The organism is Aerococcus viridans (assembly GCF_001543285.1).
Classification (GTDB): Bacteria; Bacillota; Bacilli; order Lactobacillales; family Aerococcaceae; genus Aerococcus; species Aerococcus viridans.
This window is the reverse complement of sequence record NZ_CP014164.1, coordinates 2,144,597-2,167,409: the sequence shown is the minus strand read 5'-3', so window position 1 is coordinate 2,167,409 and position 22,813 is coordinate 2,144,597. Positions and strand designations below refer to the sequence as shown.

The 22,813-nt window shown below is 39.1% G+C and carries 20 protein-coding genes; 13 read left to right on the top strand and 7 right to left on the bottom strand.

Going from position 1 to position 22,813, the window contains the following annotated elements; genetic code table 11:
• The first annotated feature begins 70 nt into the window (after positions 1–70).
• Positions 71–1,411 carry an ISL3 family transposase gene (locus AWM76_RS10095; RefSeq protein ID WP_060779411.1) on the top strand — a complete coding sequence of 447 codons (1,341 nt, stop codon included), beginning with the start codon at positions 71–73 and terminating at the stop codon, positions 1,409–1,411.
• A gap of 548 nt (positions 1,412–1,959) precedes the next feature.
• Here the strand turns inward: AWM76_RS10095 and AWM76_RS10090 are convergent.
• Positions 1,960–2,850: an SDR family oxidoreductase gene (locus AWM76_RS10090; protein WP_003142032.1), complete on the bottom strand. Its 891-nt coding sequence runs from the start codon at positions 2,848–2,850 to the stop codon at positions 1,960–1,962.
• A gap of 344 nt (positions 2,851–3,194) precedes the next feature.
• Positions 3,195–3,902, bottom strand: a complete 708-nt coding sequence (locus AWM76_RS10085) for a glucosamine-6-phosphate deaminase (protein ID WP_003142033.1) — start codon at positions 3,900–3,902, stop codon at positions 3,195–3,197.
• 193 nt (positions 3,903–4,095) lie between these two features.
• On the opposite strand from AWM76_RS10085, the gene AWM76_RS10080 reads away from it, so the two are divergent.
• The 9 genes from AWM76_RS10080 to AWM76_RS10040 all read left to right on the top strand — a co-directional run bounded on the left by AWM76_RS10080 (position 4,096) and on the right by AWM76_RS10040 (position 14,333).
• On the top strand, positions 4,096–5,907 hold the full coding sequence (locus tag AWM76_RS10080; protein WP_003142034.1) for a PTS mannitol transporter subunit IIBC: 1,812 nt from the start codon (positions 4,096–4,098) through the stop codon (positions 5,905–5,907).
• Between the two features lie 37 nt (positions 5,908–5,944).
• Positions 5,945–8,017, top strand: a complete 2,073-nt coding sequence (locus tag AWM76_RS10075; protein ID WP_003142035.1) for a BglG family transcription antiterminator — start codon at positions 5,945–5,947, stop codon at positions 8,015–8,017.
• Between the two features lie 150 nt (positions 8,018–8,167).
• Positions 8,168–8,611, top strand: coding sequence for a PTS mannitol transporter subunit IIA (locus AWM76_RS10070; RefSeq protein ID WP_003142036.1), 444 nt, complete (start codon positions 8,168–8,170; stop codon positions 8,609–8,611).
• Positions 8,612–9,748: a mannitol-1-phosphate 5-dehydrogenase gene (locus AWM76_RS10065; protein WP_003142037.1), complete on the top strand. Its 1,137-nt coding sequence runs from the start codon at positions 8,612–8,614 to the stop codon at positions 9,746–9,748. It begins immediately after the preceding gene.
• Between the two features lie 218 nt (positions 9,749–9,966).
• Positions 9,967–11,151 carry an aminotransferase class I/II-fold pyridoxal phosphate-dependent enzyme gene (locus tag AWM76_RS10060; RefSeq protein WP_003142038.1) on the top strand — a complete coding sequence of 395 codons (1,185 nt, stop codon included), beginning with the start codon at positions 9,967–9,969 and terminating at the stop codon, positions 11,149–11,151.
• Between the two features lie 26 nt (positions 11,152–11,177).
• Positions 11,178–12,035, top strand: a complete 858-nt coding sequence (locus tag AWM76_RS10055; RefSeq protein WP_003142039.1) for a MetQ/NlpA family ABC transporter substrate-binding protein — start codon at positions 11,178–11,180, stop codon at positions 12,033–12,035.
• A gap of 94 nt (positions 12,036–12,129) precedes the next feature.
• Positions 12,130–13,014 (top strand): VOC family protein, encoded by an 885-nt coding sequence (locus AWM76_RS10050; protein ID WP_039935203.1) that lies wholly within the window; start codon positions 12,130–12,132, stop codon positions 13,012–13,014.
• A 129-nt stretch (positions 13,015–13,143) separates the two neighbouring features.
• Complete coding sequence (locus tag AWM76_RS10045) at positions 13,144–13,926, top strand: SDR family NAD(P)-dependent oxidoreductase (RefSeq protein WP_003142041.1); 783 nt, start codon at positions 13,144–13,146, stop codon at positions 13,924–13,926.
• A 47-nt stretch (positions 13,927–13,973) separates the two neighbouring features.
• Positions 13,974–14,333, top strand: coding sequence for a hypothetical protein (locus AWM76_RS10040; protein WP_106427285.1), 360 nt, complete (start codon positions 13,974–13,976; stop codon positions 14,331–14,333).
• Positions 14,334–14,380: 47 nt separating this feature from the next.
• On the opposite strand, the gene AWM76_RS10035 is transcribed toward AWM76_RS10040, so the two are convergent.
• Complete coding sequence (locus AWM76_RS10035; protein WP_003142043.1) at positions 14,381–15,274, bottom strand: putative RNA methyltransferase; 894 nt, start codon at positions 15,272–15,274, stop codon at positions 14,381–14,383.
• A 143-nt stretch (positions 15,275–15,417) separates the two neighbouring features.
• On the opposite strand from AWM76_RS10035, the gene AWM76_RS10030 reads away from it, so the two are divergent.
• Complete coding sequence (locus AWM76_RS10030) at positions 15,418–16,260, top strand: hypothetical protein (protein ID WP_003142044.1); 843 nt, start codon at positions 15,418–15,420, stop codon at positions 16,258–16,260.
• 84 nt (positions 16,261–16,344) lie between these two features.
• Here AWM76_RS10030 and AWM76_RS10025 read toward each other — a convergent pair whose 3' ends face one another.
• From AWM76_RS10025 to AWM76_RS10015, 4 genes are all read right to left on the bottom strand, one after another.
• Positions 16,345–16,992: a DsbA family oxidoreductase gene (locus tag AWM76_RS10025; protein WP_003142045.1), complete on the bottom strand. Its 648-nt coding sequence runs from the start codon at positions 16,990–16,992 to the stop codon at positions 16,345–16,347.
• Between the two features lie 27 nt (positions 16,993–17,019).
• Positions 17,020–17,166 carry a hypothetical protein gene (locus tag AWM76_RS10865; protein ID WP_003142046.1) on the bottom strand — a complete coding sequence of 49 codons (147 nt, stop codon included), beginning with the start codon at positions 17,164–17,166 and terminating at the stop codon, positions 17,020–17,022.
• A gap of 206 nt (positions 17,167–17,372) precedes the next feature.
• On the bottom strand, positions 17,373–18,497 hold the full coding sequence (lctO, locus tag AWM76_RS10020; RefSeq protein WP_003142047.1) for an L-lactate oxidase: 1,125 nt from the start codon (positions 18,495–18,497) through the stop codon (positions 17,373–17,375).
• A 293-nt stretch (positions 18,498–18,790) separates the two neighbouring features.
• Positions 18,791–20,254: an NCS2 family permease gene (locus AWM76_RS10015; RefSeq protein ID WP_039935231.1), complete on the bottom strand. Its 1,464-nt coding sequence runs from the start codon at positions 20,252–20,254 to the stop codon at positions 18,791–18,793.
• Between the two features lie 297 nt (positions 20,255–20,551).
• On the opposite strand from AWM76_RS10015, the gene AWM76_RS10010 reads away from it, so the two are divergent.
• Positions 20,552–21,892, top strand: coding sequence for an alpha-amylase family glycosyl hydrolase (locus AWM76_RS10010; protein ID WP_003142049.1), 1,341 nt, complete (start codon positions 20,552–20,554; stop codon positions 21,890–21,892).
• Entirely contained in the window at positions 21,893–22,699 is an 807-nt protein-coding gene (locus AWM76_RS10005) for a Cof-type HAD-IIB family hydrolase (protein WP_003142050.1), read from the top strand. It abuts the gene before it with no gap.
• The last annotated feature ends 114 nt before the right edge of the window (positions 22,700–22,813 follow it).

Sequence of the window (22,813 nt, the reverse complement as noted above, 5' to 3'; positions counted from 1 at the left end):
GTGTACACAAAAAGGACATGATATCCTTAATTCATGTAAACCACGACGAATACAGAAAGAAGGAAAAATCATGTCCCATACATCTATTATAAAACAACTTTGCGGTATTTTCGACAATAATATTGATATAAAAATACCAAAATCTATGCATCTGTTGCCACTTGAAAAGTATCATGAAATCAATCATTTCGTTTTACATGGGGTTCTTACATACAAGCCTAAGGCTTATATGCACTGTGGTGTAAAGAATACTGGTAACCAAGATATCATCAAACATGGCTTTAAACCAGCTATCATTCGATTACCGAACACAGCTACTAATCCTGTTTTACTTAAATTACAGAAGCAACGCTTTTATTGTAAACACTGTGCACAAACTTTTATTGCTGAAACACCATTAGTTGAAAAATTTTGCTGTATTTCTAAAGCCATTAAAAGCCAAATTAGCTCCGAATTGGTTGATACGCAATCTATGCGGTTAATCGCTAAACGTTACCATGTCTCCTCTCCAACAGTGGCCAGAACTTTAATGAAAGCAAGTAAGGGACTATCACCTAAGGGAAATTATCTCCCGAATCACCTCGGTGTAGATGAGTTTAAATCGACCAGTCGTGTAGCGAATGCGATGAGTGCTGTCCTTGTAGACACGCATAATAGAAGGCTAATTGATATTATCGTTGATAGAAAACAAGCGTCGCTCATCGATTACTTTTCTTCTTTTACCTGGACTGCTCGAAGCAGCGTGAAGACAGTTTCGATTGATTTATATACACCTTATCTTGAAGTAATACGTACTAGTTTTCCTAATGCTAAGATTGTAATTGATCGATTCCATATAGTAAAGCTGCTGAATGAAACAATCAATTCTAATCGTATTAAAGTGATGAATACTATCAAAACGAGCCGTCTATCGGACTACAAAAAACTCAAAAAACAATGGAAATTATTGTTAAAGAATGCTGAAGATTTAAATTTTACGGATACACATTATATTCGCCAATTTGGTGAAGCAATATCAGAACAACGTATTGTTGATTATCTTTTGAGCATCTCACACGAACTTTTGGTTACTTATACCCTGATGAATGAACTAAAATATGCCATTTCAACTCATGATATCAATATTTTCAATGAAATCCTACAAGGGGCTAAGCATCGCACTTTGCCAAGTCGTACGAGAAGAACGATCAGAACATTAGTCAAATTCTTGCCTTATATACATAACGCCTTGAAATATACTGTATCAAATGGTCCTACCGAAGGTATTAATAATAAAATTAAATTAATTAAACGAACAGGTTTTGGATATTCGAACTTCCACCATTTATGTGCAAGAATTTTAGTACAATTCAAATTAAATTACAAACCATCCAATCCTGAACCATATACATTTGACGGGATGGCAAGCTAACCCAGGGATAGTGGTATATTTTTGAATAAAGAGGACTGAAACTGTACGACCTTAGCCGTGAACAAGCATGAAATCTAGACTAAGGCTCGATTTCAAAGAAAAGAGACCTTGGCTTTCTCTGGTGCCACGGCTTTTAAGGAACGTACACTGTAAGATCGAAACACCATTTGTTAGAAAATGTTATCTCATTGGTCGCATTCCTTGCCTAAAGGCAAGAAAAAAGCCATACACATCACGGCGTGCATGGCATTTAACTTTATTGATTTTTTAATTGTTATTAAAAACTAAAAAACATATTCGCTTGGTTTGAAATTATTTACCAACACTATTTGTAAAAGAACCGTTTTTTTAGAAAGGGAATAATGACTATATTGCTCAGTATTTTATTATGTGATTGGTGTGTTACTTTCAGTTTAGTAACCTAATTAAGGCTAGCAACGATTTAGTCGATTATATAAATAATAAGAGATTCAAGCTTATCCCTAAAGCTAAGCTTGACCTCTTATTAAAGCTTTTATTTGTCATAATCACTTAATGATGCACATTGATTATTCAGTAGAGATGGTGCTACCACCTGTAACTTTAATAATTTCTCCACTGATATAAGAAGAATCATTTGAAGCAAGTAAGACATAAGTCGGTGCAAGTTCAGCTGGCTGACCAGAACGTGCTAGTTGAGTATCTTGCCCAAAACTTTCGAGTCCACCTTCTAGTTGTCCACCATCTAATTGTAAAGGTGTCCATACTGGACCAGGTGCTACACCATTGACCCGAATGCCTTTTGGTGCAAAGTATCCAGATAATAGGGCAGTGAAAGTTGATATTGCACCGTTAGTTACGGCGTAATCAAAGAATGAAACAGAAGGATTAAATGAATTCACGGAAGAAGTTGTAACAATTGTACTGCCAGGCTCTAGGTATTTTTCAGCTTCTTTCACGGATTCATACATACTGATAATATTTACTTGGAAGGTGTCTCTTACTTGTTGCATTGGTAGATCTTCAAGCTTTTCATGAGCAATTTGTTGCGCCGCATTTAAAACTAAAATATCTAGTGCACCAAAGGCCTTAACAGTTTCTGACACAATTTTAGCGCCATTTCCCTCTTCCTTAAAATCGTATGGTAATAAGAGTGCTTTACGACCTTCTTTTTCAATCAACTCTTTTACTTCCTCAGCGTCTGATTCTTCGCCTGGTAAGAAATGGATGGCCACATTGGCACCTTCTCTTGCGAAAGCGATCGCTACCGCTCGACCAATACCTGAATCTCCTCCTGTAATTAGCGCATTACGACCGGTTAGTTTTCCTGAACCTTTATAAGTGTTTTCACCACAGTCAGGTACAGGTTTCATTTTATTTTGCAGAGCCGGTCCCTCTTGGTCTTGCTTGGGGAATCCATCTTTATGATATAGTTCCTTTGGATTTTTTAAGTTAGACATATGAAATTCCTCCTATATGACCTATCCAATATTAGTTATATTATTCACTATAACAACGCTTTATTAGATTTGCAAATATTTACCCATATTCTTACAAGGCGTTATGCGATTTCCTCTATTAATCTTCAATGTGCATACAAAAGTTTTGTAAAAGGAAGATGCATTAAATAAAAGACACAGGGTATAGTATAAGTATGAATCATTGAAAGGCAAAATGGTTGAAAGTTGTATACACTGACTAAAGGAAGGATTGTAGTAATAAGGAATGTACAATTAAATAGCCCATGACACCGACTCTAAGTCTGTCATAGGCTATTTGTTTATTTATAAGTAAAACTCGGTGACTATTTATTTAAGAGGCTTGCAGCAGCCCTATCTAGGTAAACGGCCACATTAGGATGTTCTTGTAACAGGCTTGCAGGTACCTCTTCAGTCACAGGACCTTCAACCATATCCTTAACTGCTTGTGCTTTAGATTCACCAAAAGCGAGTAGTAGGATACGTTTAGATTGCATAATAGACGCTAAGCCCATAGAGAAAGCTTTGGTTGGTACATCTTCTATAGAATCGAAGAAACGAGCATTTGCTTGAATAGTACTTTCTGCTAAGTCTACTAACTGTGTTTTCATATGGCGAGAAGCACCTGGCTCGTTGAAACCGATATGCGCATTTTGTCCAATACCTAGGATTTGTAGGTCAATTGGATGCTCCTCTAATAGTGCATTGTAGCGAGCAATTTCTGCCTCAACATCTGTTGCTAAACCGTTAGGGATAAAAGTTTCTTTGAAAGGTTTCTTACTAAAAAGGTGCTTGTCCATAAAAGTTGCGTAACTTTGTGGATGATCAGCAGGCAAGCCAAAATATTCATCTAGGTTTAAAGCAGTTGCGTTACTAAAGTCTAAGTCAGAAGATGTTAAATATTCATATAAATCTTCTGGTGTTGAACCCGTTGCTAAACCAAAAGTTGTTGCACCGCTGGCTAATGCTTGCTCAAATTCATGGAAAACCTCTTTAGATGCTTCTTTTGCGGTATCAAAAATCTTGATATCCATAAATAATCCTCCTAAAATGTGATTTTTTGATCAATACATAATCTTTACTGTCAGTTTATCATAGAAAGATAGAAACCGGAACAAGGAAAAAGTGTCATGCTTAAGTGTGCCAAACTTACATGCTGAAATCATTGTAACCGCTTCCGATTACGAATAAGATAATAGATGAATTAAACAAAGGAGGAGAACGCTTATGTCGGAGAAAACAAAAGATTCAGGTTTAAAGGCATCGGTTCAAAAATTAGGTTCTTATTTATCTAGTATGGTTATGCCCAATATCGGGTCATTTATTGCTTGGGGGATTATTACAGCACTGTTCATTCCAGATGGGTGGATGCCAAATGAAGCACTAGCAAACTTAGTAGGTCCAATGCGTGACTACCTACTACCAATTTTAATCGGTTATACCGGTGGTTCCATGGTTTATGGTCAACGTGGGGCTGTAACTGGTGCCATCGCCACAATGGGTGCGGTTGTAGGGGCCTCAGAAATTGTAACAGGTCAAGCAACAGTGCCAATGTTTATTGGAGCAATGGTTTTAGGTCCTTTAGGTGGTTGGGCCATCAAGAAATTTGATGAGAAATTTCAAGATAAAATCCCGTCAGGTTTTGAAATGTTGGTTAACAACTTCTCAATCGGGATTATCGGTTTCTTATTAGTATTAGTTGGTTTCTATGCAGTTGGGCCATTCGTTTCAGGAATGACAACCATCTTTGCAACAGGTGTAGACTGGATTATTCAAAGACGATTACTACCATTGGCTAATGTATTTATCGAGCCAGCCAAGATTCTATTCCTTAATAACGCATTGAACCATGGTATTCTAACGCCATTAGGGTCACAACAAGTAGCAGAAACAGGTCGTTCAATTCTTTACCTATTAGAAGCCAACCCAGGTCCTGGTCTAGGTATTCTATTAGCCTTTACTGTATTTGGAAAAGGCTCAGCAAGATCATCAGCACCGGGTGCGATTATTATCCACTTTCTAGGTGGTATTCATGAAATCTACTTCCCATATGTGATGATGAAACCTTTATTATTCCTAGCCGTTATTGCTGGTGGGGTATCAGGTACATTAACTTTCCAACTATTAAACGCAGCCTTAACTGGTCCAGCATCACCAGGTTCAATCATTGCTATCCTTGGTATGACAGCACCAGGTGCATACATCGGTGTTATCGGTGGAGTATTAGTTGCAACACTTGTTTCATTCTTGGTAGCGGCACCAATTATTAAAATGGACCGTGAACAAGACCAAGACAACTTTGAAGAAAGCCAAGCGGCGGCTAAAGCAGCCAAAGCAGATTCAAAAGGCCAATCTTCTGAGGAAACAAATGCTGGCTCAGCGTCAGTTGAAGGTGAAATTCCTGCACCAGAAGATATTAACAGCATTATTTTCGCATGTGACGCAGGTATGGGATCTAGTGCCATGGGTGCCTCATTGTTACGTAAGAAAGCGAAAAAATTAGGTTATGACATGTCTATCACAAATACGGCTATTTCGAAATTAGAAAATCAAGCAGGTGTCCTTGTTATCACTCAAGAAGAATTGACTGATCGAGCTAAGCGACAAGCACCTTTAGCATCTCACGTATCTGTGGGTAACTTCTTAGATGGTGACCGTTATGATGAAATTTTAGGTGAAATGCAGGTAGCATCTGAAGAAGAGACGAGCCCAGCAGCACCGGTAAGTCCAGCAGCCACTACAACAGATGATGTTCATGCAGATGTGCGGTTAATTCAAGTGCCTTTCCATGAAGATAAACCATCAGCTTCAGTTATGGCAGCTTCAAACTTACGTAATGAATTGAAGAAAGCGGGATCTGACCTTGTAGCTGAAGCAGTACCTTTTGCACAATTACAAAATAACTCGCAAACCTTGATTATCGTTGATGCAGACACGGTTCACCCTGCTAAAGAAGTGGCACCGGAAGCACAATTTGAAGAAGTTTCGAAATTATATGAGCAAAACCAGTACAACAAGCTGTTAAATAAGGTAAATTAGTCATATCGAAAACATGTAGGTTTTGACTAAGGGAGCGATGGAAGTGTATTTTACAGAGCGAGAAAAGAGCATCTTGAATTTGTTGCTGGCCTATCCAAAAGGTGTGACCCAAAAAGACATTCAAGATGAACTCGATATAAGCAAACGCACAGTGTATCGTGAAATTAGCCATATTGAAGAGTCGCTTAGACAGTTGAACTTGCGGTTAGACAAGCCAAGAAATGAAGGGTATTACTTAATTGGTAGCGATGAGGATAAGGCGGCGTTGAGGGACCAGCTCAATGCCCATCCTTATGGTGACTTATCTAAGGCCCAACGACAAAATGCCATTGCCTTAATGGTCTTGTCGGGTCAAGGGATTAGCACAGTTGAAGCCATGGCCTATGATTTTTCCGTCAGTGTACGGACGCTCAACACGGATATGGCTAGTGTAAAAGCCAGTTTGAGTGAATATGATATTCAAATTGAAAGCTCTAGTCATGCTAATTTGAAGGTGAAGGGTGAAGAGACGGTTATCCGGCAATTAATTGTCAATTTGTTGGATTACAATATCAAGGAAATTGATTTCTTTCTGTATTTCAACCAAATGACTGAACAAGGGCAACTGCCCCATTCAGAGGATGCCTTTTTCATCCAGATAATCCCGAGTGACATATATGAAATTGCTTACCAGATATTTAAGTCGAACTTGATTCACCAAAAGTTGTCCAACTTACCAGATAACCAATTGAAGACGATTATCCTGAGTTTTGTGGTGAATATTTTCCGTATCCAACAAGGGCACAGTATTCATAGTGAAATCCTAGCTAAAGACCAATCGAGTCATTTCATCCGCTTGTCTCATCAAATGTATGAGATTATTGCCAAGGAAATGAAGCTGGCCATTGATTTCAATGAACGCCATATGTTTGCGCGTCAGTTGGAAGGGATGAATTTCAACCGACCACAAAATATCTTCTCCAACAACTTTGATACGGAATTGTCCTATCGGGTGGCGGAGTTAACTAGAAAAATTTCGACCAAAACAGGTTACGATTTTAGACAGGACAACCGCTTGTTTGAAGACTTATTGACCCATTTAAATGCGGCCTTAAAACGTTTAGACCAAGCGATTACTAGTGATGATATTATCTTAGATAAAATGATTGCAGGCTACCCTAATTTACATGAAGCAGTGGACCTATCATTGAAAGAGGTCTTTCCGGATATTACCTTTACTAAGGAAGAGATGGCTTATATTATTATCCATTACGCCTCGTCTATTGAGCGCCAGCCGATCTCCCGCAACTTGAAGATTGTCATCCTAAGTGCTGGCGGGTTTGGTACCAGCAAAATCTTGGAGAGCCGTTTTTCCAATAAGATTCCAGAAGTGAAGCAGTTGGATATTGTGAAGGTTTCGCAGATGTCCAAGGTCGATTATGACCAGTATGATTTGATTTTATCGACTAGTTTCCTGGCAGGCTTTAATTATCCATATCAGGTGATTTCGCCCTTACTTTTGGATGATGAGATTATGGCGATTCGGCAAGAAATTAAACACTTATCGCAGTCAAAAGAGCGTACCCAGGCGAGTCAACAGGCAAATGGGTCAGCGGACATGCAGTTTGAACGACTTTATCAATTGGTCAACACGGCCAATAAGATTCTCGAGAAATTTGATATTCACCAAATTCAATCTAAGGAAACAGTTGAAGCTAGTTTGTTAGAAATCATCCAGGGATTATCTGACCAAGTGGTGGAGGAACCTGACCGAGTGACGAAACGAGTGATTCAGCGCTATCTGGAAGCGCCCATTGGGATACCGCATTCAAACATTGCTTTATTCCACTCGACCAACCCACAAGTCAAGGAAGCCTTCTTCTCCATATATGAATTAGACCGACCGTTTGAAATATTGGGCATGGACCGGACGACAATTGAATTGAAACGAATCTTGTTATTACTAGCCCCAGAACCATTATCTTGGGAAAATGAACTATTGCTGGGTAAGATATCCTCTTCCATTATTGATAATGATTTGAACACGGAAATCTATAGAAGTGGGACAAAGGCCATCGTATTACAACTATTGAGTGCATTGTTTGTAGAAGAAACCACCACATTTGAATAAAGGATGAGACAAAAAGGGTGCGAGTGCGAGAGCCCGTAACTTTAAGTTACAAGTGAGATTAAAAAGGGTGCGAACTCAATACTGGGTGAGCGCAAGGAAACTAAGTCTGGACTTTACAGTTCAGCTCAAGCAAAAGAAGGATGTGATTGAATGGAATTGAAAAAAGAGTTAATTCAGTTGAATAATACATTTACAACAAAAGAGGAAGCCATTCGCGCTGCTGGCCAATTATTGGTACAAGACGGTGCGGTAGATGCTGATTATGTAGAGGGTATGATCGAGCGTGAAGGCATTGTGTCTACATACATGGGCAATTTTGTCGCTATCCCACATGGTACAGACGATAGTAAAAACCACGTCAACCATACGGCAATTTCTTTTGTGCAAGTGCCAAAGGGCGTTAACTTCTCTGATAATAGTAAAGAAGAGAAATTAGCTGTGGCTATTTTTGGAATTGCTGGCGTTGGTGATGATCACTTAGATTTATTGTCTAAAATTGCAGCCTACTGTTCAGATGTGGCGAATGTTGTCCGTCTAGGAGATGCAAAAACGGCTGAAGAAGTTATTGATATGTTGAAGGAGGTTGAAGCATAAATGAAAGCTGTACATTTTGGTGCTGGCAATATTGGTCGTGGATTTATAGGTGAAATCTTACATAAGAATGGGTTCGACATCACCTTTGTCGATATCAACGAAACGTTAATCGATGCCTTAAACGACCGTGATAGTTACGAAATTGAATACGCTGATGATGCGCACCAACGTTTAACTGTTTCTGGTTTCAGTGGTTTAAACAACGGTAAAGAACCTGAAGCGGTAGCTGAAGCAGTAGCTGAAGCAGATATTGTGACAACTGCTATAGGACCTAATATCTTACCTTATATTGCTGAATTAATTGCCAATGGGGTTAAGTTACGCCGGGAAAATGGCGACACTCGTCAAATGGACATTATCGCATGCGAAAATATGATCGGTGGGACTGATTTCTTAAATGAGAAAGTGTCAGCTTATTTCGATGAGGCTGATCGTATCTACGTTGACCAATATATTGGTTTCCCCAATGCGGCAGTTGACCGTATTGTCCCAATGCAAAGTCACGAAGATCCTCTGTTTGTATCCGTTGAGCCATTCTCTGAATGGGTTATCGACCAAACTAAGGTTAAAGGGACGCAAATCAAGCTAGAGGGCGTATTATACGTTGAAGATTTACTACCTTATATCGAACGTAAACTATTCTCTGTAAACACCGGGCATGCAACGACAGCTTATACAGGTAAACACTATGGTTACGAAACAATTGACCAGGCCTTAAAAGACGACAATGTCTTACAACAATTACAAGCAGTGCTAGCAGAAACTGGTGCCTTATTAGTTGAAAAATGGGGCTTTGACCAAGAAGCACACGCAGCTTATGCCAACAAAATCGTAGGCCGTTTCCAAAACAGCCATATTTCAGATGCTATTACACGTGTTGCCCGTACACCAATCCGTAAATTAGGTTACGACGAACGCTTTATCCGTCCAATTCGTGAGACAAAAGAACGTGGCCTAGCTTACGACGCTTTACTTGAAACAGTCGCATACATTTTTGAATACAGTGACGCAGACGATGAACAAAGCCAAGAACTGCAAAAAATGTTAGCAGATCAACCACTTGACCAAGTTATTCAAACGGTCACTGGTCTTGAAGACGCTGACTTAGTAGCTGAAATTGCTAGTAAAATTAAATAATGATCCAGGCAGGTTATTTTGAAATAACCGTATTAAGATGGGGATTGCAATGTCCGGTTGCAATCCCCTTTTTCAATGATTTGTGATAGTTATAACCGTTCAATATACGACGGAAATCGATATCTTTAAATAATTGATATGGAGGAGATTAAAAGGTAAAGTGGCTATAACTCATTGGATAGAGACCGCATAGTTTTTATCAGAAAGGACGGTGGCATATGGTTGATTTTCAACCTTCAAATATTTTTCAATCCTTGCCAAGTCAATATTTCTCAAGTTTAACAGCAGCGATATCGGACCTTAAGAGTCGCTATGATGACGTGATCGATTTAGCGGTTGGGACGCCAGATTTACCGGCACCACAAGCCCTGAAAGAGGTGTTACGGTCGGCTATCGATAATCCGAAATATGACCGGTATGGCCCGTATCGCGGGGAAGACTTGCTAAAGCAAGCGGTGGCCAAGTTTTACCACCATCAATTTGGGGTAGACATTGATCCAGAAACAGAAGTGGCTCTATTCCACGGGTCTAAAGAGGCCATTATGAAGGTGAGTCAGGTCTTAGTCAACAAGGGGGACGGAATTTTACTGCCCAATCCTACCTATCCAGACTATCTATCGGCCATTGGTTTAACCCAAGCGGATACGATTTTTATGGACCTACTGGCGGAAAATAATTACCTGGTTGATTTTGACCAGGTTGCCCAAGGGGACCGCGACCGTGCTAAGGTCATGTACCTGAATTACCCCAACAATCCAACGGGCGCTTTAGCCACGCCGGGATTTTTCGAGGACACGGTGGCTGTAGCCAAGGACAACAAGATTTTCGTGGTTCATGACTTTGCCTACGCTCCGTATGTTTTTGACCAGGCACCCCCCCTATCATATCTTGAAACCCCGGGTGCTAAGGCAGTTGGTCTTGAGCTATTTTCTCTATCCAAGTTTTACAACATTCCAGGTTGGCGCGTCGGTTTCGCAGTGGGTAACCCGCAAGTAGTCGGCTATCTGAACAGCTTGCAGGACCATACGACAGTTGGTATGTACGGGGCTATCCAGGAAGCCGTCGCAGCTTTATTAGCGGACGAAGATCAAGACTTTACTAGCAAAATGAAAGCCACTTACCAAGCTAGACGGGACGCGGTCATTCGGGAATTTGACCAAGCAGGCATTCAAGTGACGCCATCCAAAGGGACCATTTACCAATGGATGCAGACACCAAAAGGGGTGGATGCAGAAACTTTTGTGCAAATTCTTGCTGAAGAAGTGCATGTGGCAGTGGCGCCGGGTAATGGTTTTGGTACTGCAGGTCAGGGGTATATCCGAATTGGCTTAATCGCAGATACAGCTATTTTGCAAGAAGCGGCTAGTAGGATTGCTCGAGTATACAAGCAATTCAATAACTAATCATTATATATGGAGGAGAATAACAGATGAAGAAACGGACTAAAGGGTTACTAACGGTATTAGGGGCGGCGACACTTGCATTAGGAGGGTGCTTTAATCCAGCAAGTGAATCAACAGCTACAAGTGAAGATGAGACGGCAACGTCGTCAGGCTTGTTAGAAGATGGCGTTCTAAAGATTGGTGTCACAGCTGGTCCCCACGAAGATATTTTTGAATTAGTAAAAGAAAGGGCAGCAGCGGATGGTTTGGATATTGAATTAGTAGTGTTCAATGATTTTATTGCACCAAATACCGCCTTAGCGGATGGTGAATTAGATCTTAACTCTATCCAAACTGGCCCTTATTTAGAAACCGTGATCGCAGATACAGGATATGAATTTACACAGGCCTTTGAAAATATCACGATTCCAATGGGGATATACTCTGAACAGTACGATACAGTAGATGAATTACAAGAAGGCGATACGATTGCAGTACCAAATACCCCTTCTCAAGAAGGTCGTGCACTTCTAGTATTAGAACGAGCTGGTGTGATTACTTTGCCTGAAGGGTTAGGCATTGCTGCTACAGTAGATGATATTGAAGAAAATCATTTGAATTTAAACTTTATTACAGGAGATCCGGCCCAATTTATCGCTCAATTACCCGATGTGGCTGCGGCAGGTATCAACTCAAATTATATTTTAGACGCCGGTTTGAGTGCAGAAGAGTTGGCCATTGCTATGGAAGATCCTGAAGATACTACATGGGTAAACTGGGTTGTATCACGTACTGAGGACGCCGAAGATCCCGTTATCGCACAACTAGAAGAATATTATAAGACAGACGAAGTTAAAACCTTTATCGAAGAAACATTCAAAGGTGCAGTAGTTGCTTCTTGGTAAAAAGTATAGCCGTTTTTATTCGACATTCATTGGTTTTTAGCTTATTCTTTACTTATAAGTATTGGAAGAGTTCAATGTTGAAGGAGCAATAAATATGCGACAAATTGCGATCCAGTTATGTTTCGACAACCAAGCTGAAGAAGCAGTTAAATACTACACTGAAGTTTTTAGTCAAAGTGAGATTACTCGTGAAATCCACTATCCAATGGCTAAAGGTGAATCTGTTGCTTACGATTTTACGATCGAAAATCAAGCATTTGCGGCTTTTAATGGGGATAGTGATTTTAAAATGAACCCCTCATTCTCTTTGATGATATCGTTAGATACTGCTGAAGAGGTAGATACTTTATATGCTAAATTAGCAAAAGGTGGAAAAGACTTGATGCCGTTGGATGCTTATCCGTTTAGCGACCGCTATGCTTGGGTAGAAGATCAATTTGGTTTATCATGGCAAATTATGCTGGCACCAGACGTGCCAAAAAACCATAAAATCCGTGTATCTCTATTGTTTGCCGGTCAGTATTGTGGTCAAGCAGAGCAAGCTTTAAAGGATTATGCCACTATTTTTCAAATGGCAGCGCCCGGCCACATCAATTATTACCAAAAAGGTGAAGCTCAAGATGGGCGTGCTAAGGTGAATTATGCCGAGTTAAATGTTGGCGACCAACAATTAGTCTTTATGGACCATGGTTTTGGTAGTGATGAAGAGTTTTCTGAAGCTATTTCCTTCTTGATTGTTGCCGGTGCGCAATCTGAAGTAGATTACTACTGGGACAAATTATCTGCCCACGAAGAATCTGAGGCGATGGGTTGGTTGAAAGACAGTCACGGTATTTCTTGGCAAGTGGTCCCACAAGCCTACTTACAAATCATGGAAACAGCCAATGAAGAACAAAAGAAACGAGTCCTAGATGCATTATTTAAAATGAAAAAAATGGATGTAGCCCGTTTAGAAAATGCCAAATTTGGTATCGGCTAACAAGCAATACGGAAGTGGACCTATGCCTATCGTGTCATAGGTCTTTTTGATTGTAAGGGTTTTTATTTTGGTTTAAAAATATTTCGATTATAATATATATAGAAATACAATTTAGAAAGGAGTCTTTTGATGGAATTAGGTTTATCAGGAAAGGTAGCGATTATTACAGGGGCCAGCCGTGGAATCGGATTTGAGACAGCTAAGTCATTAGCGAGCGAGGGGACTGACGTGACAATTGTTGCCCGCCGTGAGGATCGTCTTGTCGATGCGCAAAGAGCTATTCAAGAAATCACAGGTCGAAAAGTCCACTATGTCGTTGGGGACGTAACTGTCGAAGAAGATGCTAAAAAAGTAGTTGCTGAGACAATTGATCAATTTGGTCGTATTGATATTTTAATTAATAATGCAGGTGGATCATCAGCCCATAGTTTCGATGCGGTGGATAATGCTGAATGGCAACGAGACTTGAATATTAAAGTTTTTGGTGTAGTGAATTTTACTCGTGAAGTGTTGCCATATTTTAAGAAACAAAATTCAGGCGCTATTGTGAATTTAACTGCTATCGCCGGAAAAACACCTCCAGCTAATTCATTGCCAACGTCAACTAGCCGTGCTGCTGGTCTTGGCTTAACAAAGGAATTAAGTAAAGAATTAGGTGAGTATAATATTCGTGTGAATGCTGTATCTATTGGTTTAGTGCGTAGTGAACAAATCGAAAAACGTTGGCAAGATAACGCTCCTGATCAAACTTGGGAAGAATTTTCTAAAAGTCAATCAGCCAATACACCTTTAGGTCGTATTGGTGAAACGGTGGAAGCTGCTAATGCCATTACTTTCTTAGTATCTGATGCAGCTTCTTATATTTCAGGTGTGGCACTTAATATTGATGGTGGTGCGGCTGCAGTCATGTAAATATGTTTTACGGGTAAAGAGCTTTGTAGAAGAGGATGTTGAAATACATGAAGAATGTATATAGTATCAATATTATCAAACAAGCTTATAATGTGGATGATGGAAGTCCGCGTCATTCCTATGAAAACCAAATCTTACTTTATCATTTGGATGAAGACATGCCAAAAGAAGAATTGATTCGTTTTATCAAAGAGGATAATTTGGAAGAACCTTATGAAGTGGTTGAAGGCACTTCAATCCAATGGGCAGTTGCTAAAGTTGTTGATGTTTTTGAAGTTTTAGGACTTGAAGGTCAATTTGATGAAGGACAAGAGGTATATAGTAGATTTTTCCCGGATGACTATGATTTACCGGTTATTTTAGAAAAGTATTTCCCAGATTATGTGTTTGAGGATGCAAAAGAATAAACGTCTAGGTTGATTATCAGTGAGATAGATTAAAAAAAGGAAAAGGGCTAACTCTTTTCCTTTTTGCGTCCAAATAGAATTTGTAAGTCAATAGTAATACCATCTAATGCCATAGCTTCTGTCATTTGACTTTCGTTGGCATGCCACATTAACGGTGTCATTTGAATTAAATCGCGTATATGCTCTTTATTTAATGGTCGATATTGTTGGTAGTGGCTTTGACCAAAGTCATTGAAGGCTGCTTTAAATTTAGCAATGGACGCAGAAGTGTCGTGCTTTTGTTCATCCACTGGTAGAATGATTTTCCGTAATTCTTTTAAATAGTTAGGGCCGGGTACAATTTTTAGGGCCCAACCTTGTTCTGAAAGTGCTCGGTTTAGTTCAGCGTAGTTAGAGGGTGAAAGGATGGTAATCGTACCCTCTACTTGTCCATCTTTAAAGGGTAATTGACTTAAATCAGCAACCACCCAAAGGGCGTTGGTATAGTGTTTGGCAGCGGAAAGGATACCATCTTTAGCTAAGTCTAAGCCTAAGAATTGTGGCATTTGATCTTGATCGTTGGCCACATGTGCCTGCCAAGTTTGCGCTAGCTGGTGGAGGTGACTACCTTCTCCAGTGCCTAAGTCAATTAGGTTGCTAACTTGCGACAAGTCTACCCCTTTTTCCATTATCAGGTCTAAGATTTGATGGTAAACACCGGCGTATAGATTTGCGTCTTGCATGATTCGTTGGCGAGCAGTGAATAGGTCGCTGTTGTAGTGTGCTTCTTGGTGATTAGGTGCAAGGTTAATATAACCTTGTTTAGCGATATCAAAGCTGTGATTGTGATCGCAACGGACTTGATTATGGCTAAAAGATAGATTGCTTTTGCAGATAGGGCAGGTCATGCGCGTAGTCCAGTAATTAAATTTTTGAATTGCTTGTGTTCGTTTTGATTCCATAGGTCACCTTTTTTGAATTTGTCATAGTTCTCACTTTTATTATAGCATGTTAGAATAGACTTATTAATGATGATCCATATGTTTAATGCTGGCTGTCTTTTTTTCATGCTAGCTATTCATAATGGTTTGAGAAGTGAGGGAATATGCGAAATAGAAATAAAAGATGGCTATATAGCGCATTTATAGCGAGTGTTATGAGCCTGTTGCATGTGATGTTAGAGATGTGGTTCCCAAATCCAAGTTTTCAAGCAATTCTTGGAGATGGTATAGCGGTTCAACAAGGGATTTATTATCCAACTTTATTTATAATTTATTTTTTGATTTATACATTCATGACCTATGCTTACTATCTAGTCGATTTTCGCTTGCCAGGAACCAAAGGAACTAAGGTAATACTTTATGTTATTTCAGAGTTATTGGTCTTCTTAGTTTACCGAGCTGAACCCATGCCCCATTTAGTGGAGACGGACTGGATGATTAATCCGGTTAAAGCGATTTTAATTTTCATGATACAAGGTCAGTTGATTTACCGGCTAATGGCTCGCCAACGGTTAATGTATAAGCCAAAACCTTTTTTCTATACCAGAGGCTTACGTGTCTACATACTAGTTTTTGCGATTATGAGGCTAGTGGCTTATCTAGGCCTAGATATTTATGGAGCGGATGATGGGCAGTTACCAGTAGCTATTCTTTGGTCCGGTATTATGGGACTTTCAATTGGCTTATCTTTTGGTGCAATACAACGCTATATCATCCGGCAGAACCATATTGGCAAAACCAATCAGTTTGCCCTACAGTTCTTTGCTTGGATTGCAGTAGCCAATTATGCCATGATGTATCTACGTTATGATGTCGGCATTTTTGACTTAGTAGCTCGTTTAGGCTTGGATATCGCTGCTGTTTGGATTGCGACCTTTATCGTTCTCCATTGGCAAATCAATGAACGAACACCTGTACATTCATTGGATACAAATTCACAAATATAAGTAATTATTGGCTAGGGTCCAGTTGTCCTAGCCTTTTTCTTTTACAAAAAAACCCGCTAATAAGCTGCGGGCCATAAGGTTGTATTATGCTTCTTGTTCTTCTGCGTATACTTGGTCTAAAACTTGTTGGAATACTTCTACAGGTTGGGCACCTTGTACCGCGTATTTATCATTAAATACAAAGAAAGGGACACCTTGAACGCCAACTTCACCTGCGCGGAAGATGTCAGCTGTGGCTTCAGCTTTGAATTCGTCTTCGCTGGCTAAAATCTGACGGACTTTGTCGCCGTCTAAACCAATAGATTCAGACAAGCGAATAATAGTGTCTTCGTCGCTGATTAAAGCACCTTGTTCAAAATATGCAGTGTAGAATGCTTTGAAGTATTCGTCATCTTTGCCTTGTGTTTTCGCATATTGGAATACACGGTGGCCTGGCATGGTATCTGCCATTTTCATAATATCAAAATTGAAGTTTAAGCCAGTAGCAGCTGCCATTTGTTTGACTTGGTCGTTCATTTGTTTCGCTTCTTCAGGTGTAGTGCCCTTTAAGTCAGCAAATGATTCGTAGAAGTTCTTATTTGGATCATGTTTTGCACCAGGCATTAATTCAAATGATTTGTGCTCAATTGTAATCTCATCAGCGTGGGCAAAGTTTTCTATTGCGCGTTCTAAATGTGCTTGTCCAATGTAGCAGAACGGACATACAAAGTCAGACCAAATTGTAATTTCCATGTAGAAAAATAGCTCCCTTGTAGTGGTTTATTTATTATCGTCCCTTGATTTGTCGTTTTCAGATTCGTTTTTTTGATCATCTTGATTTTTATTCTTATCTCCATCGCCGTCAATATTAACGATAGAGGCAAATAAGTCTTCTAACTCAGTAGATTTATGGCTTTCGATACCCATGGTAACGCTCCTCTCTACAATTTACTTATAGTAAGTATTATAAGCGTGTCGATTCAGGAATGCAAAGACTAGTATCTAAGGTGAGGGGATTGCTAATACTAGGACAGGTGCTTAAATACTCGCCTTTATTAGCGATAACAAAAAGGTCAAAGAAAATGTCTACATTCCCTTTGACCTCATCTTATATATAAAATGACTGCTAAAATCTAGTATTCATAACCGTATGGGTTATCGAATAAATCTAGACCCTTCAAGTCTTCCACATTTTGTGAACCTGTTAATTGCATTACGCGTGTTAAGTCTTTTTGGAAGTAGTCAAGTACTGAGTAAGCACCTTGCCAGCCACCTAAAGCTAAACCAAATAAGACTGGGCGTCCTAAAGCAACAACGTCTGCCCCTGAAGCTAGCGCTTTGGCAACGTGTTCACCACGACGTACACCTGAATCAAAGACGATTGGTACACGTTTGTTTACACGTTCAGCAATAGCTGGAAGGGTGTCAAATGAACCTGGAGCTTCATATAGTTGACGAGCACCGTGGTTAGATACCCAGATACCTGATGCACCAGCTTTGATTGCCATATCTGCATCTTCTGGGTGTTGAATACCTTTAACGAATACTGGTAATCCAGAATGAGCGGCGATTTCCTCAATATCTCTTGGTGAGATTTTTTGTTTTGAAGCACCGTAGATATTGTTTAATGACATACCTTCTGCTGTACCACGTAAGTAACGTTGAACAATTGGCATACCAAATGGGTAAACGAATTTATTCTTCACATCACGGTCACGGTTTCCAGAAACAGTTGAGTCAGCTGTAAGGATGATAGCAGTTGCACCATCAGATTTAGCTTCGTCTAAGATATCACGGTTTTGTTGGTCATCTTTAGCCATATAGATTTGGAACCAACGGGGTCCGCCATTTAAGCCTTCAGAAATTTCTTCAAATGTTGCACCAGAATAAGCTGAGATGGACATAATTGTACCAAATTCTGAAACTGCACGTGCAGTACCAGCTTCTTTAGTAGTGTGGGCTAAACCATGTGCAGCAATTGGTGCCATGATGAATGGGGCTTTAATTTTATGACCTAAAATTTCAGTACTTGTATCGGGCGCTTCAACATCTTGCGCTAGACGTGGGTATAGTAATTTATGTTTCCAAGCACGGTCATTAGCGCGTTTAGTCCACTCATCACCAGATGCACCGGCAATATAGTTAAAACCACCATGTGGTACCACTTTACTTGCTTCTTCTTCTAAGTCGTAAGTATTGACAACATCAATGTACTTGATTTCACTAGGTGCATTATATTCAATGTCATTGTTATTCATTATATTCTCTCCTCCTAAATGTAAAATAAATAGAGCAAGACAAATCTATCAACATTCCTATTTTAGCGCTTATGATGTCAAAAAGGAAACGGTTTAATGGTTTATAAATCATTTGAAATCAACTTCTGCAAAGTATCCTTAAGAAAACCTTGAATTGTTACGTTTTCATAAATATTCAAAGAAATTTTATATCATGTTGAATGAAAAAAGAATACAAAAATGTTTCTAAAAAGCAAGAAAAAAGACCAGAGAACCTGGTCTTTAGGTATAGCGAATAATATTAGTTTAGTGATTTAGATCATGGCTAAGATGATGAAATTAGCTAAGAACAAGAATGATGCACCCCATAAGATTGGATGAATTTCTTTTGTTTTCCCTAGTGCTACTTTCACGATGCAGTAAGTGATGAATCCTGCTGCAATACCATATGAGATTGAGTAAGCATAAGCCATAAATACTGAAGCGAAGAAGGCAGGAATTGCAACCTCTAAGCTAGTCCAATCAATCTCACGAATAGCTGACATCATCATAATACCAACGATGATTAAGGCTGGTGCAGTTGCAGCACTTGGTACTAAACCAACGAAAGGTGAGATGAAAGCACATAAGAATAAAGCAATAGCAACAAATACAGATGTTAAACCTGTACGGCCACCTATGGAAATACCTACAGTAGATTCAGCATATACAGTTATATTTGAAGTACCGAAGACCGCACCTAATGAGGTACCAACAACGTCACCAAAAAGTGCTTTATCTAATTTAGTGTTCATGACGCTTGATTGATCCATATTATCAATGTCTTCTTTAGTAAAGATACCCGAAGCGCGACCTGTTCCAATGAAGGTACCAATTGTATCGAATACATCAGATAAAGAGAAAGCAAAGATTGTCATGATTACTAATGGGTAACGGGATGGATCAGCAAAAAGTGATAGTAATCCTTCTTTACCAAAGGCTGCTCCGAAAGTAACACCCAAGTCTTGGAAGGCAGCGCCTAAACCAGATTGGTCGAAGTTGACAGTGGCTAAAGCAGCTGGGTTTAAAATAACGTAGATAGTTGAAACCGCGATGATACCAATTAAGATCGCACCTTTTACATTTTTCAATAATAAAATGATGGTTAGGATTAGGCCGAATAATGCTAATAATGAAGTTTGGTCTGTAAAAGTAGAAATTTCTGGTAGTGTTGACCCAGTAGAGTTGATTGTCGCTAGACCGCCTTCGAATACAGATTGAGTGGCATCAAATGGTTGACCGTTAACAGCTGTGATGTTTGCTGCTTCAGTTGTAAAGTTGATGAAACCGGCATTTTTAACACCAATGTAAGCAACGAATAAACCAACACCAGCACCAATTGCATGTTGTAATGAGTCTGGAATTGCTTTAATAATTAATTGACGGAATTTAGTTACTGTGATGAAGATGTTGAATAAACCACAGATAAATACCATTGCCAACGCTTCTTGCCAAGTAAAGCCCAGTGAGAAAACTACTGTATAAGTAAAGAAAGCATTTAATCCCATACCTGGTGCCAATGCGTAAGGTACGTTAGCAAATAATCCGATAAATAATGTCGCTAAAGCTGATGAAATAATGGTTGCTAAGAATACTCCTTGGTAAGGCATACCTGTTTGAGATAAAATTGCTGGGTTTACAAAAATGATGTAACTCATTGCAAAGAAGGTTGATAAACCGGCAATCAATTCAGTTGAAAAGTTTGACCCATTTTCCTTCAATTGGAAAAATTCCTCTATTTTTTTCACTTTTCTTGCTCCTTTTATGAATTTAATTAACTACTCCTATCATTATAAAGACTCGAGAGGAAAAATCAATACTAAACACGAATGTTTAGTTAATTTATTTTTCAATCGTTCGCAAAAATTTTTATGTATAAATTCCGCTTATTCACGGGCAAAAAAAGCCTTTTACACGTTGTTAAACTAATAAAATCATTTTTACTAGTGATAAGGATGATTATGGTGAGTAATTTGATGCACGTATGCTAGAATGAAGATAGCAAAAAGAGCCGCAGTTAATATAGGAGGTCAGCCATGGCTAAAGTAACGAATTTAACGTTACGTCACAAAACGTTGTATAAGTTATTTGTTCGCAATTTTACAAAGGAAGGGACTTTCAAATCGATTATTCCAGAGCTTCAACGTTTAAAAGATTTGGGCGTAGACATTATTTTACTGCAGTCTATCTTTCCAACTACTGACTTGAGGGTTGCTGATAATTTGAAAGGTAATCCAATGATCGTGAAAAATATTTCTGAGGTTTCCCAGCAGTATGGGAGCCTAGATGATTTTCAAGAATTAGTGGACAGTATCCATGAGATGGGGATGCAAGTGATGTTAAACCTACAATTATTCCATTTGGCAAAGGATTCGGAGTTAGTTAAAGAACATCCTGAATATTTCTTACATAATGAACAGGGCGAAATGATTTCTCGATTGGACATCTATGATAGTTCCTACGATTTAGACTATACCAACCCTAAATTATGGGATTACATCATTGAAAATCTAAAATATTGGGCTAAATTTGTGGATGGGTTTGCGGCAAACCATGCCCAACTGGTTCGTCCTGAATTTTGGGCGTCAGCACGGGCTGAAGTGGAAGATGTTCATCCATATTTCTATTGGGTGGCTGCAACCATGCCTTTATCAATCCTAACGAAGTTACAACAAATGAATATGCCTTATTGGACAGAAGGGGAATTATATCCTAACTTTGACGTAGTTGATCAAATTCCAGGTTCCTTCTATAAAAATCGTTTTTATCATGGAGATTTGTCCTTGGAAAACTTTGTTGGTACCTTAAATTACCAAGAGTTGATGTTGCCAAATACATACGTAAGTATGCATTCTTTAGAATTTGAGGAATTCCCACGCTTTGCAGAATGTGTTAAACCAGGTAGTGAACTAGAAAATTGGACAGCTTTTTCCTTTTTCCAAAAAGGGATAGCCAGCGTATTTATGGGACAGGAGTATGGATCAAAAGAACGATTTAACTTCCAAAGCGGTGAGATGATTAACTGGACTATTAATCAAGATTTAACCCCATTGATCAATCGAATGTCACAAATTAAGAAACGAGAAGTTTGTAAGAGTGGTTACTATACGATTATGCCAGCAGGGGAAGCGACTGTAGTCCTTTCTTACCATTATTATAACCAACATTTGTTTGGGGTATTCAAGTTAAAAGAAGATGGCCAGCCCGCTACGATTGAATTAGGTATACCCAACGGTGAATATAAGAATGAAATTACTAAAGAAAGTTACCGGGTTGTCAATGGCCGTGTAACCTTGGGTGAGAAGCCGGTCATTATTTCTTATGAAGGTGACATGCAACTGCCGGAGTACTTTAAAGAAGACGGAGGAAATGTATAGATGTATAAATTAATCGCGTTTGATATTGATGGGACTTTAGTCAACTCAAAGAAAGAGGTCACACAAGCGACCAAGGAAGCCTTACATAAATTGCATGATGCGGGTATTCATGTAGTTATCTCATCGGGTCGACCTTACAAAGGTGTATTATTAAATGCAGATTTAGTTGGCCGTGAAATCGTACCATTTGTTTCTTGTTTTAATGGTGGCTTAGTAAAAGAAGTAGCAACTGATCGTACCGTCTTTTCACATGCCTTAACCAACGGTGAATTACAAAGTTGGGTTGAATTAGCAAAGGCACACGATTTAGATGTGCATGCCCACGATGATCAATATGTGATTGTACAAGATGCACCTAAAGATCAATATGTAGATGTTGAGTCTAAATTGAATGAGATGCCAATCAGAACAGTTGATTTCTTTGATGGGGAAGTTACGGCACCAAAAGTGATGATTACTGCTGAACCAGGAAAATTAGATACTTTTATCGCAACATTGGACCCTGAATTGTTCGAAAAATACTCGATCATGAAATCTGAGCCATTCTTCTTAGAAATTATGCCAAAAGGCGTTGACAAAGGAGAAGCTTTAGCTAAGTTAGCAGAAAGCTTAGGTATTGATCAAAGTGAAACAATGGCCTTTGGTGATCAAGCGAATGATTTATCCATGATTAAATGGGCTGGTTGTGGGGTTGCGATGGGTAATGCAATTGATGAATTAAAAGACAATGCCCAATACGTAACAGCATCCAATGATGATGAAGGGATTGCAAAAGCATTAGAAAAATTGGTCTTCGCCACAGAATAAAATTTTGCGTGACCAATAAGTTCTAACGGCTATAAATAGTGATTTTAGAGAATTTTTGTTATACTGACAGTATGACAAGCTGTTAGCTTTAAATGAGAAATTGAACAGATTTTT

Excerpts from the sequence above, each read along its gene's own strand:
- AWM76_RS10095 (WP_060779411.1), top strand. The coding sequence starts at position 71 with ATGTCCCATACATCTATTATAAAACAACTTTGCGGTATTTTCGACAAT.
- AWM76_RS10090 (WP_003142032.1), bottom strand. The coding sequence starts at position 2,850 with ATGTCTAACTTAAAAAATCCAAAGGAACTATATCATAAAGATGGATTC.
- AWM76_RS10085 (WP_003142033.1), bottom strand. The coding sequence starts at position 3,902 with ATGGATATCAAGATTTTTGATACCGCAAAAGAAGCATCTAAAGAGGTT.
- AWM76_RS10080 (WP_003142034.1), top strand. The coding sequence starts at position 4,096 with ATGTCGGAGAAAACAAAAGATTCAGGTTTAAAGGCATCGGTTCAAAAA.
- AWM76_RS10075 (WP_003142035.1), top strand. The coding sequence starts at position 5,945 with ATGGAAGTGTATTTTACAGAGCGAGAAAAGAGCATCTTGAATTTGTTG.
- AWM76_RS10070 (WP_003142036.1), top strand. The coding sequence starts at position 8,168 with ATGGAATTGAAAAAAGAGTTAATTCAGTTGAATAATACATTTACAACA.
- AWM76_RS10065 (WP_003142037.1), top strand. The coding sequence starts at position 8,612 with ATGAAAGCTGTACATTTTGGTGCTGGCAATATTGGTCGTGGATTTATA.
- AWM76_RS10060 (WP_003142038.1), top strand. The coding sequence starts at position 9,967 with ATGGTTGATTTTCAACCTTCAAATATTTTTCAATCCTTGCCAAGTCAA.
- AWM76_RS10055 (WP_003142039.1), top strand. The coding sequence starts at position 11,178 with ATGAAGAAACGGACTAAAGGGTTACTAACGGTATTAGGGGCGGCGACA.
- AWM76_RS10050 (WP_039935203.1), top strand. The coding sequence starts at position 12,130 with ATGCGACAAATTGCGATCCAGTTATGTTTCGACAACCAAGCTGAAGAA.
- AWM76_RS10045 (WP_003142041.1), top strand. The coding sequence starts at position 13,144 with ATGGAATTAGGTTTATCAGGAAAGGTAGCGATTATTACAGGGGCCAGC.
- AWM76_RS10040 (WP_106427285.1), top strand. The coding sequence starts at position 13,974 with ATGAAGAATGTATATAGTATCAATATTATCAAACAAGCTTATAATGTG.
- AWM76_RS10035 (WP_003142043.1), bottom strand. The coding sequence starts at position 15,274 with ATGGAATCAAAACGAACACAAGCAATTCAAAAATTTAATTACTGGACT.
- AWM76_RS10030 (WP_003142044.1), top strand. The coding sequence starts at position 15,418 with ATGCGAAATAGAAATAAAAGATGGCTATATAGCGCATTTATAGCGAGT.
- AWM76_RS10025 (WP_003142045.1), bottom strand. The coding sequence starts at position 16,992 with ATGGAAATTACAATTTGGTCTGACTTTGTATGTCCGTTCTGCTACATT.
- AWM76_RS10865 (WP_003142046.1), bottom strand. The coding sequence starts at position 17,166 with ATGGGTATCGAAAGCCATAAATCTACTGAGTTAGAAGACTTATTTGCC.
- lctO (WP_003142047.1), bottom strand. The coding sequence starts at position 18,497 with ATGAATAACAATGACATTGAATATAATGCACCTAGTGAAATCAAGTAC.
- AWM76_RS10010 (WP_003142049.1), top strand. The coding sequence starts at position 20,552 with ATGGCTAAAGTAACGAATTTAACGTTACGTCACAAAACGTTGTATAAG.
- AWM76_RS10005 (WP_003142050.1), top strand. The coding sequence starts at position 21,893 with ATGTATAAATTAATCGCGTTTGATATTGATGGGACTTTAGTCAACTCA.